We start from the raw sequence: 10,657 nt of genomic DNA on the forward strand, positions 1-10,657 counted from the left end.
GCATCAGGTCAAAAGCTTGGAAGCCGCTGTATGAAGGTTACCTGGCCAGGGGCCTGAAAACGACTCAGGCCCTGGTCATCATCGCCCGCAAGCTGGCACGTATTGCGTTTTCACTCATGAAAAATCAGAGCGAATACCAGTCAAAAGCGGTTTTGGAGGCTTCCCCTCAACCATAGAATCTCCCACAATGATCTTCACTGTATGAAGGGTTTGGGTCAGGCCTTGGTCGCCAGCTCTTGCAGGTGATCCATTAGTTCCTGGGGCTTGAGCACCAGCACATCGCTGTCCACCGCATCCAGCACCACTTCCGCCGTATTCCCAATCAATGCCCCGGAAATCCCGGTGCGCGCCACGGTGCCGATGATGGTCACGGCCGCCTGCCATTTATGCGCTGCATGCGCAATCAATACGTCTGCCGGGCCTTCTTCGATGTGCAGGTGCGCGTCGTCCACGTCAAATTCGGCCTGGAACGCCTTGCACTGCTCGCGATAGCGCGCCTCGATGGTTTCTTTGAGCTGGAAGGTCGGGTCTGCCGCCGACAGCATGGGCGACGGATGGGCGCTGATCACGTGCAATTGCGCCTTGGCCAGGCTCGCTATTTGGAACCCGTGGTCAATGATGGTGTTGTGCAGTGCCTGGTGTTCACTGTCGTTGTTGCCCACGTCAATCGCCGCCAGCACAACCTTGCCAGCCCACGGCGTGGAGGTTTTCACCAGCAGCACCGGCGTCGGGCAGTAGCGCAACAGTTTCCAGTCTGCCGGGGTCAGCAGCGCCTTTTTCAGCGGGCTGTCGGCAAAGTGCTGCTTGATCACCAGGCCGCAGCCCTCGGCTTGCTGCACGTCGATGATGGTTTCATGCAGGCTGTCATTCCACGCCTGTTCGGTAGTCACGCTGTAACCGTCTTCCTGCAAGCCAGACTTGAGCAGGCTCAGCAGCGCCGAATGCTCGTGTTTTTTGTCGCAGACCAGCAAGTGCAGGTGTGCGCCGGTGACCCCGGCGATCAGTTTGGCGCGCTTGAGGGCCAGGCTTTCCGAGTGCTCGGGTTCGATGACCACCAGGATGCTACGAATGGCTTGCATGGACGAATCTCCAGAGACGGGAAAAAGGGGCCTTGGACAACTATAGTTGCTGCCTGCCAGACGTCATGTTGATGCACATCAAAGCCGGCGGCTGGTGGTCTGCGGCGGGGTCGGTATAATCGGCGCCCTTTTGTGATCCTTTTGCCCGTGAGCCCGATGAACCTGCCCGAAATCCACGAATTCCTCGGCTGCCGCACCCCCGACGCCTGGGTCCAGGCTGCGTTGGCCGATCAGGAAACCCTGCTGATCGACCACAAGAACTGCGAATTCAAAGCCGCCAGCACCGCCCTGAGCCTGATCGCCAAGTACCACGCCCATGTTGACCTGATCAGCATGATGTCGCGCCTGGCCCGCGAAGAGCTGGTGCACCACGAGCAAGTCATGCGCTTGATCAAAAAGCGCAAAGTCGAGCTGCGCCAACTGCACGCCGGCCGTTATGCCTCAGGTTTGCGCAAAGTGGTGCGCAGCCATGAGCCGGTCAAACTGGTGGATACGCTGGTGGTCGGCGCCTTTATCGAGGCGCGCAGTTGCGAGCGTTTCGAAGCACTGGTGCCGCATTTGGACGAAGAACTCGGCAAGTTCTACTTCGGTTTGCTCAAAAGCGAGGCCCGGCACTTTCAGGGTTACTTGAAACTGGCCTACCAGTACGGCGACGCCAAAGACGTCGCCCAGGTGATCGAGCGGGTGAGGGCGGCCGAGCAGGAACTGATCGAATCACCCGACATCGAGTTCCGCTTTCACAGTGGCGTGCCAGCCTGAAGCGACGGCCACGCCGAGCAGTGCGGTGATCCCGGCCAGCAGCAGGATCACCGTTTGTGTACCCAGTGGCGCTGCCAGCACGGCAATCGCCAGGCCTGCCAATGGCTGGGCCAGGTTGTTGAATAGAGTGATAACGCCCACGGTCTTGCCAAAGTCCTGCACCGGAATCACCCGTTGGCGCGTGCTGCGCATGTACACATTGAACATCTTGTCGAAGCCGGTGATCAGCAGGAAGCCCAGGGTATACCCCCAGAGGTTGGGGCTGATCGCCATAATCAGTGCGCCTGCCGCAATCATTGCATAGGAGAGCCCTCCCAGCATTTTCAAGGGCAGGGTTGCGCGCGCCAAGTAAAACAGAATGACGATAGTCACCACCGCACCGGCAGCCTGCAGCAGGGCGTAGGCATCCTTGCCGGCAGCGTAGAGGCCAGTGACCATGGCGGCGGACGTTGCCAGCGTCACGCCGATGATCAAATTAACGCCCACGGCCAGGGTAATGACCCGCTTCAACTCCGTCAGGTTGCGGATATGCCCAAAGGCGATGCGCAGCGGTTGCAGCCAGACATCCTGATGCTGCTCAAAGCTTTCCAGGCTGACCGTGGTGTTGCGCTGCCACACCCGCATCGCCAAGTCCGCCAGCACAAACAGCCCGGCAACCCCAATGACCACCCAATGCCAGGCCCAGACCTCCAGCATTAACGCCGCCACCAGCGGCCCCAGTACCAGGCCGCTCTGGTCGGCGATTTGTGAGTAGGACAAGGTTTTGGCATAGGTGTAATGCTTGAAGATATGCGGCATGACCACTTCGCGCGCCATGATGCCTTGGGTCGTCAACACCCCGCACAGCGCCGACAGGATTACCAGCCAATAGATACCGTCGAACACGCCGTACAACGCCACCGCCACCCCACACGCCAGCGCCCGGTAAACCTGGCTGATATGCAGGATGCGCACCGGCGAGAACTTGTCGCACAATGCGCCGCACACCGGGAAGGCCAGGTAACGCGGCAGCGACTCGACAAAGAACGCCAGCCCCGCCCAGGAAACGCTGTTGGTGGTCTGGAACACGATCAGCGGCACGATAAACAGCAGGATCTGGTCCGCCAGCCGTGACAGGAACAGTGAAACAAAGAACGCCAGATAGTCCTTGCGCATACAACTCCCTGTGAATGGCGTTAAAGATTGCAGGCAATTTGTTAAAAACTCTTAAAAGTATGAAGCTTCGTCAGGCAAAACCGGTCAACCGCGTCTGCCGGACAGCTTGCCACCTATAATGACCGCACTTCAATCCGCGCGCGCACACTGAGAACTTATGGAAAACCTGGGTCTGGGCAAGGTCTTGCTCGTTGAGGACGATGAAAAGCTGGCGGGGCTGATCGCACATTTTCTGTCGCAACACGGTTTCGAGGTGCGGGTGGTGCACCGGGGCGATAAGGCCTTGGCCGCGTTCCTCGATTTTAAGCCGAAGATCGTCGTGCTCGACCTGATGTTGCCGGGCCAGAGCGGCCTGCACGTGTGTCGCGAGATTCGGAACGTGTCTGACACACCGATCGTGATCCTGACGGCCAAGGAAGACGACCTTGACCACATCCTCGGCCTTGAGTCGGGTGCCGACGACTATGTGATCAAACCCATCAAACCACCGGTGCTGCTCGCCCGTTTGCGCGCGTTGCAACGTCGTCAGGTGCCCGAGCCTACGGTGCGCGGGGCTCTGGAGTTCGGTCAACTGTCGATTGACCGCAGTTGCCGGCTGGTCAGCCTGGGCGGCGACAGAATTGACCTCACCACCATGGAATTCGAGCTGCTGTGGCTGCTGGCCAGCAGCGCCGGCAAGATCCTCTCGCGTGACGACATCCTCAACCGCATGCGCGGCATTGCTTTTGATGGCCTGAACCGCAGCGTCGATGTGTACATCAGCAAGTTGCGCAGCAAACTCAATGACAACCCGCGTGAGCCGATGTGCATCAAGACCATTTGGGGCAAGGGTTACCTGTTCAACCCGTTTGCGTGGGAGGTCTAGATGCTGCGGCTGTTTCTGCGCCTGTATGTGATCCTGGCGCTCGGTTTGGCGGGCGCGATCTGGCTGGTCAACTACACCTTCGACGAGTTATTGCCCGAAGCCAACGAAGTTTATAACCGTGAAGCCTTGCGCGGGCCGGCTTACGGCGTGGTGGAACAACTGCGCCCGTTGCAGGGAGCGGCCCGCGACGCTCGCCTGGCTGAGCTTCAACCCCATTACGGGCTGCACCTGAAGTTGGTGCCGCGCGATGCCGTGGCACTGAACGAACGCGAGCAACAATTGCTGGCTGACGGCCAACTGGTCGTGCGTGGGGACTTCATGGAGTTCTTGACCACGATTGACGACGGCCCGCAATTGCTGCAAATCAAACTGCCGGAGGAGCCTAAATGGCTCTACCTGTGGGCCTATGGGTTTCTGGGCGTGAGCCTGGCCATTGTGCTGTATTTTTGGGTACGCCCGCACTGGCGTGACCTGGAGCATATCCGCCTGGCTGCGCAGCGCTTTGGTGACAACGACCTGGCGTCGCGCATCCTGCTGCCACGCCGTTCCACCGTGCGTGAACTGGCTGGGCACTTCAACCAAATGGCCGAGCGCATCGAAAGTCTGATCGCCAACCAGCGAGAACTGACCAACGCCGTCTCCCACGAACTGCGCACGCCGATTGCGCGATTGTCGTTTGAACTTGACCAGCTCAAGCAACAGTCCGACCCGCGCAAGAGCCGCGCGCTGATCGCTGACATGTATGCCGACCTGGGCGAGTTGGAAGAAATGGTCTCCGAGCTGCTCACCTACGCCAGCCTGGAGCGCGGCGCCACCCAAGTCACCCGGGAAAATATCGAGGCGCACAGCTGGCTCGACAGTGTGATCGGCAGCGTAGCCTTGGAAGCCGAGGCGGCGGGGGTGCAGTTGTCGTTGCGTACCTGTGAGGTCGACTTTATCCAGATCGAACCGCGCTTTATGGCCCGTGCAGTGATCAACCTGCTGCGCAATGCCATTCGCTATGCCGAGCGGCGGGTGGAGGTGTCGTTGGTCAAGTTTGGCAGTGGCTACGAAGTGCGGGTTAACGACGATGGCCCGGGTGTGCCGCTGGAGGGCCGGGCGAAGATCTTCGAGCCCTTCTTGCGGCTGGACACCAGCCGTGACCGCCGCACCGGCGGGTTTGGTTTGGGGTTGGCGTTGGTGAAGCGGGTTAGCCAGTGGCATGGTGGGCAGGTGGAAGTGCTGGATTCGGAGTGGGGCGGGGCGTCGTTTCGGATGACTTGGGCTTATGCTGAGTAGGGCTGGGAGCTATGGCCATTTTTGTTTCGGTCGATGGAGTACATATCCGTTGCTGCGGCCAGCGTGGTTTAACGGGGCGCCTCAGCTCAAGATCAAAAGCAGAGCACCCCATCTAGCTGATGGAATGAGATCCCAATGTGTGTGGGGCTTGCCTGCGATGGCATCAACGGGTTATGCCTGATACCCCGAAGTGTCTGCATCACAGGCAAGCCAGCCCTCACTCCCAAGTCAGAAGGTGTACTCAAGCACCCCCATCACCGATGTCTGCAACCGCCGCTCCACAATCGGGCTCTTGCCCGCTTCATCCGCCAAATACTGCACATCCAGCAAGGTCGAGAATTGGGTGTGCTCGCTGATCGGCATGCTCCAGACCAGGTTCATGCCGTTGCTGATATTGCCTGCACCGGCCTTGTACTCCTTGAAGCGGCTTCGCGCGGCTTGGCCGGTGGTCACGCCGTACCAGGTCTGCAGGTAGTCGCGGTCACCGAAGTGGCTGCTGAGGCTGGCGTACACGGAACCGTAGCGGCCTTCATACAAATGGGTGCCCAGGCTCAACTCAAGGTGGGTATAGGCCTTGCCGGTGTCCTTGTGGTCATCTTCCTTGAGCGCGTGTTCCAGCGTCGCGCCGACGATCACGCCGCCCAGGTTGTAAGCGGCGCTGACGCCCAGTTGCGGGCGCGACTTGATCTCGCCCATGCCCTTGAGGCGCTTGGAACCGGCATGCAAGCTTTCGTTTTTATCCTTGCGCGCGCTGCTGGCGCCGACGTAGGCGCTGAAGCTCAGGGCATTGCCTTCGTAGCCCCAGCCCAGCCCTTTGTCGGTGTCGAGGAAAATCCCCCAGGGGCTGACGATTTTGCCGCCCAGCAAGGGCGCGGTCATGCGTTCGTCGCTGCCGCTGTAGCGCGGCGCGTTGGCCACGCCGGCCTTGAGGCTGTATTGCCAGTCTTCGGCAATCGCGGTGTCGGCAGCGGCGAGCAGGCACAGCGAGGTGAACGACAGGCAGAGGTTTTTTGAGCGCATCAGGGTATTCGTCCGTGTTAGAAATTCAGGCGGTTGTGGGGGGCGTTGGTGCGTTTGAAGGCGTAACCCGAAGCGCTCAGGCCGTTGACCTGGCGGCTTACGGTATCGCCCAGGCCGTAGCCGTTGCCGGCCAGGACTGCGTGGGCGTTGTCGACGGGGAGCAGGATGTAGTCGGTCAGCGGCTCGTCGTGCAAGTGGCCGCGAATCACCAGGAAGCCTTCTTCGAGGCGCACGCTGATGCCGCTCAAAGGTGCGTCGGGCTCGTGGGTGTTGAGCACTTGATACGTGCCGATGGTGTCAGCCCAGGCCTGGGGCAGAGGCGGCGGGTCAATACGCTCGCCGATGGCGATGCGCTGGCCGTGGCTGCGAGCGGTGAGCATCTGGCGGCCCTGCACCGTGATTACATTGAGTTGCACGCGGCCCAGGTCGCCGAGGTCCTTGAACCACACGCCCAGGCGCTTTTTCTGCGCCCGCAGCCAGCCCGAATCGTCGCGCAACAACTCGAAGTCGAACCCGGCCAACTCGCCGGCCAGCCGGTTGTTCTCATCCTTGATACGGAACACGCCCCAGGCCGTGGCATAAAACCCGGCCAGGCGCTTGCGGTCGACGGCCGCCGGCACGTGGCGCAACTTGAGCCCGTGGTTGGGCGCCTGGCAGTCGTCGGCGCACACCGCTTCGCCGGTCTGTGCCTGCAGCATCAGGCGCAGGGCGTCGGTGGCGAGGCTGGCGACCAGTTCTTCGGCGTTACTGTCATTGGCCATGATGATCACGGCCAGTTGCTGGTCTGGCAGCACGCTCAACTGCGCGGCAAAATCATCGCCGCCGCCACTGTGTTGGTAAGTGCGCACACCAGGGCCGACCGGCTCATCGCCGCAGGGTGCAAGGAACCAGCCCAGGCCCATCTGGCAGTCGAAGTCCAGCGCATTGCCGGTATTTTGCTGGGTGAACATGGCGTCAATCGACAGGCTGCCCAACACCCGGTTGCCTTTGTAGAGGCCTTGGGCGAACAGCATCTGCACGTAGTGGATCAGGTCTTTCGGGCTGGCCCACAAACCAGCGGCGGCGAGGTCACGCACCTGGGCGTCGGTACTCACCACACCGTCCTCGTAGCCCAAGGCGCGAAAGCTCAGCTGTGTGCCGGTGCCGACAAAACTCGACTGGCCCATCTCCAGCGGCTTGAGCAAGCTGGTTTGCATCTGCGCTTCAAAGCTTTTGTTGCTGACGCGCTCAATGGCCGCGCCTACCAGCGAATAAGCCAGGTTGGAGTACGCCACCTGCGAGCGGGGTGGGCTGCTCAGCCAGACGCCGGACACGCGCATCGGCATCTGGCCCATGGCGTAGGTGCTGCGCAGATCGCGCAGGTGTTCGCTGGGCAAGCCGGACTGATGGCTGAGCAAGCGGCGCAAGGTGATATCGCGGTCGGCGGCGCCCGGGTCGCTGTGAAAGCGCGAGCGCACGTAGAACTCGCGCAGGGTTTGCTGGATCGGCGCATCCAGCGCAAGGCGCTGCTGCTCGACCAACTGCAACGCGGCCGTTGCGGTCAGCAGTTTGGAAATGCCTCCGGCGCGAAACGCCGTGTTGGGCGTTACCGGCACGCCCTGGGCCTTGTCGGCCATGCCAAAACCGCGTGCCCAGATCAACTCCTGGCCGTTGACCAGCGCAATCGACAGCCCCGGTACATTTTCCCGCGCCATCTCCTTTGGAATACGCGCTTGCAGGTAACGAATGATCGCGCCGTAATCCCCCTTGGGAATCGGTGGCGGGGCAGGCGGTTGCCCATGGCAACCGAGACTGCCCAGCAGGCAACCCAACAGCGCAATACCGCGCAATGTGCGAAACATGAAGAGCACCCGGATGGTGATGTGGATGCTCGAATGCTAGGGCGCAGCTGACCCACAATCTTTGAGAGCTTTGTCGGGAAACTGTCAAAGACTGTTAACGCGCAAGCCCTAAGCGTTCATGCCATTGGGCGATGGACGCTTCGGGGTATTCATCGAACTGCAGGTCGCCCTGGCGCACGCTGACCTCGACCCACGGCGCCTTGGCGCCGAGCATCAGGTGCGTGTGTTCCGATGGCACCGGCAAGGTTGATCGCATAACCGCCGCCTTGGGTCTTGCGGCAGATCGAGCAATAGCAACGCTGATAGGGGTAGGGGGGCTGGGTGTTGAGGCTGAATGATACGGCGCCGCAATGGCAGGGCCTTCGAGTTGCTTGAGCTGATTCCTCCAGGCAGGTTGTAACAACGCTTTGCTAATACCATAGCCTCAGGCAAGATTCCCCGCTTTGGTTTCAGGGAAGACACCCATGATTGCTCAGTTGCAAAGCGCTGCCGCGCAAATTCGTCACGCTGTGCGTGCGGCCACCGAAGGCTTGGTCGGGCGCGAGCAATTGGCCGAGCTGATTGTGCTGGCGGCGGTCGCCCAGGAACACATTCTGGTCATTGGCCCGCCCGGCACGGCCAAGAGCGCCGTGGTACGCCGTGTGGCGCAGTCCATGGGCGGGCGTTACTTCGAATACTTGCTGGGGCGTTTCACTGAACCGTCCGAGCTGTTCGGTGCCGTGGACCTGAAGAAACTGCGCGAAGGCACCGTCGAAACCGACGTCAGCGGCATGCTGCCGGAGGCCGATATCGTGTTTCTCGATGAAGTCTTCCTGGGCTCGACCGCCATCCTCAATACGTTGCTGGGCGTGCTCAACGAGCGCCGCTTTCGCCGTGGCCATACCCAGATCCAATGCCCGCTGCGGGTGTGCGTCGGGGCTGCCAACGGCTTGCCGGACGATGAAGCGCTGGCGGCGTTTGGCGACCGCTTCCTGTTGCATTTGTTCGTCGAGTCGGTGCCCGACAACCAATTGGAAGCCATGTTGGCGGGCGGTTGGCAGTCGGAACAGCGGCCGGTGCAGCAGTTGTTGGGGCTGGCCCAGTTGGACACGCTGAGCCAGGCCATGAAAAACGTCGACCTGGGCGCCGTGCGCCCGGCGCTGGCTCAGGCCATTCGCCGCCTGCGTGAGGCTGGCATTCAGCTCTCGGACCGCCGCATCGTCAAGTCGCAGCGGCTGATTGCGGCGGCAGCGTTGTTGGGTGGGCGCCTGGCAGCCAGCGACGCCGACTTGTGGCCACTGTTGTATGTGCTGCCGACCAAGGAAACCCAGCAACATGGGCGCGAAGTACTGCGTGACCTGTTTGCCGCGTCCAGCAACAGTCATTTGTTCAGTGCCGTCGAAGAGGCCACCTTGCAGCCGATGTCGCGCTTGAATCGCTTGCTGGAAACCGCAGAAGACTACTTGGCCCGCAGCGAACCGCCGCCAAGCCAGGCGCTCGAAGGCTTGCTGCGCGAGATCGACGCCAATTTCAATAGCCAGACCCTGCCGGAACCCTTGCAGCACGTACGCGGGCAACTGACCCGACTGCTGACGCCGACACCATGAGTGCCGGTACGCAGACCTGGGCTTGGCGCCCGCGTCAGGTGCCCGCGGCGCCTGAGGCGGCGGTGGCCTGGGGCGACGTCGCACCTCGCTTGCATGCGCGCTTGCTGCTGCTCGCAGATGAACAGGCTGCCCGCTTGCACGCGACCGCCAATGGCGACGTATTGGTCGTCACCGGGGCGGCGCTTGATTTGCCTTGGGTTGACGGCGTCGAATACGCCGCAGCCCACCCCAGCGCGCCCGGTGTGTGGCTGCCCACCAGTTGGGAGCCGACGGTGCCGGTGGATGTGCTCGGCCAGACACTGTCGACACGATTCAAACGCTCGCCTTTGCTGTTGTGGCGTGCGCCGCAAGCGGTGGTGCCGCTGGATCGGCTGTTGCCGGTGTCTGTCGAGCATCTACAACGTATCGCGACGTATTGGGGAGCGAGCGATGCAACTGCCTGAAGCGCTGCAACCTTGGCGACACTGGCTGCAATGGTTTGCGCCTCAGCATCTGCCGCTGTTCGCCGACCTGCTCGGTCGCCTTAACCCGGTGCTTGGGCCATTGCGCGGTATGCAGCAGGGCGGTGTGCCGGAGCCGGATGGCGTGGGTGACCTGCAACGCCGTGGGCCTTATGAGCGCCTGCTCTCCAGCGAATGGCTGCTGGCTGACGAAGTGCCCGACGAGTTCATGCGTCGGGCCGTCGGCGGCGAGCATATGTTCCTGGCACCGCAGTACCGCGCCCGTGAAGCGAACCGCTTGATTATCGTGCTGTTCGACGCAGGCCCGTTGCAGTTAGGCACCGCCCGGCTGGTGCACATCGCCTTGTTGATGCTGTTGGCCCGGCGTGCCGAGGAGGCTGGGGCGCAGTTGCGTTGGGGCATCCTGCAAGGCGCGCCGGTGCTGCATGAGTTCGATAGCCCGGCGCAGCTCAAACGGCTGCTCAAGGCACGCACCTATGAAAGTGTCGCCCCGGCGCATTGGCAAGCCAGGCATGAATGGCGGGCCGCGCAGGGCGAGAAAGTCGGAGAGGGCGGGGTCGTGGGGCAGGGGTTGCCAACGGACGCAACCCAGACCTGTACGCCACGGGGGGCG

At 61.7% G+C, this 10,657-nt stretch carries 9 protein-coding genes and 3 pseudogenes; 7 read left to right on the forward strand and 5 right to left on the reverse strand.

Features of this window, described 5'->3' with window-relative positions:
* Positions 1-176: pseudogene (locus tag E0F99_RS30675) on the forward strand (IS110 family transposase); the annotation flags it as partial.
* A 39-nt stretch (positions 177-215) separates the two neighbouring features.
* Here the strand turns inward: E0F99_RS30675 and E0F99_RS26110 are convergent.
* Positions 216-1,079, reverse strand: a complete 864-nt coding sequence (locus E0F99_RS26110) for a universal stress protein (RefSeq protein WP_083358634.1) — start codon at positions 1,077-1,079, stop codon at positions 216-218.
* Positions 1,080-1,235: 156 nt separating this feature from the next.
* Here E0F99_RS26110 and E0F99_RS26115 point away from each other — a divergent pair, with 156 nt between their 5' ends.
* The gene (locus tag E0F99_RS26115; RefSeq protein WP_083358633.1) at positions 1,236-1,838 is read left to right on the forward strand and encodes a MiaE family protein; all 603 of its coding nucleotides are present in this window, start codon (positions 1,236-1,238) and stop codon (positions 1,836-1,838) included.
* Here the strand turns inward: E0F99_RS26115 and E0F99_RS26120 are convergent.
* Positions 1,794-2,993: an MFS transporter gene (locus E0F99_RS26120; RefSeq protein ID WP_083358632.1), complete on the reverse strand. Its 1,200-nt coding sequence runs from the start codon at positions 2,991-2,993 to the stop codon at positions 1,794-1,796. The genes E0F99_RS26115 and E0F99_RS26120 overlap by 45 nt on opposite strands.
* Positions 2,994-3,150: 157 nt before the next feature.
* On the opposite strand from E0F99_RS26120, the gene E0F99_RS26125 reads away from it, so the two are divergent.
* Positions 3,151-3,858, forward strand: a complete 708-nt coding sequence (locus E0F99_RS26125) for a winged helix-turn-helix domain-containing protein (RefSeq protein WP_083358631.1) — start codon at positions 3,151-3,153, stop codon at positions 3,856-3,858.
* On the forward strand, positions 3,859-5,136 hold the full coding sequence (locus tag E0F99_RS26130) for an ATP-binding protein (protein WP_083358630.1): 1,278 nt from the start codon (positions 3,859-3,861) through the stop codon (positions 5,134-5,136). It begins immediately after the preceding gene.
* A 228-nt stretch (positions 5,137-5,364) separates the two neighbouring features.
* Here the strand turns inward: E0F99_RS26130 and E0F99_RS26135 are convergent, their stop codons facing one another.
* From E0F99_RS26135 to E0F99_RS26145, 3 genes and pseudogenes are all read right to left on the reverse strand, one after another.
* The gene (locus E0F99_RS26135; protein ID WP_083358629.1) at positions 5,365-6,156 is read right to left on the reverse strand and encodes a MipA/OmpV family protein; all 792 of its coding nucleotides are present in this window, start codon (positions 6,154-6,156) and stop codon (positions 5,365-5,367) included.
* A 17-nt stretch (positions 6,157-6,173) separates the two neighbouring features.
* Positions 6,174-7,997: a serine hydrolase domain-containing protein gene (locus tag E0F99_RS26140; RefSeq protein WP_083358628.1), complete on the reverse strand. Its 1,824-nt coding sequence runs from the start codon at positions 7,995-7,997 to the stop codon at positions 6,174-6,176.
* Positions 7,998-8,091: 94 nt separating this feature from the next.
* Positions 8,092-8,400, reverse strand: a pseudogene (locus E0F99_RS26145) (GFA family protein).
* Positions 8,401-8,461: 61 nt separating this feature from the next.
* Between E0F99_RS26145 and E0F99_RS26150 the strand changes: the two are divergent.
* The 3 genes and pseudogenes from E0F99_RS26150 to E0F99_RS26160 form a co-directional block, all read left to right on the forward strand.
* The gene (locus E0F99_RS26150) at positions 8,462-9,583 is read left to right on the forward strand and encodes an AAA family ATPase (RefSeq protein WP_083358627.1); all 1,122 of its coding nucleotides are present in this window, start codon (positions 8,462-8,464) and stop codon (positions 9,581-9,583) included.
* Positions 9,580-10,026, forward strand: a complete 447-nt coding sequence (locus tag E0F99_RS26155; RefSeq protein ID WP_083358626.1) for a bpX5 domain-containing protein — start codon at positions 9,580-9,582, stop codon at positions 10,024-10,026. Before E0F99_RS26150 ends, E0F99_RS26155 begins: the two co-directional genes overlap by 4 nt.
* Positions 10,013-10,657 (forward strand): annotated as a pseudogene (locus tag E0F99_RS26160) (hypothetical protein); the annotation flags it as partial. The gene E0F99_RS26155 and the pseudogene E0F99_RS26160, both read left to right, overlap by 14 nt.

The organism is Pseudomonas antarctica, assembly GCF_900624995.1.
In the GTDB taxonomy this organism is placed as follows: domain Bacteria; phylum Pseudomonadota; class Gammaproteobacteria; order Pseudomonadales; family Pseudomonadaceae; genus Aquipseudomonas; species Aquipseudomonas antarctica.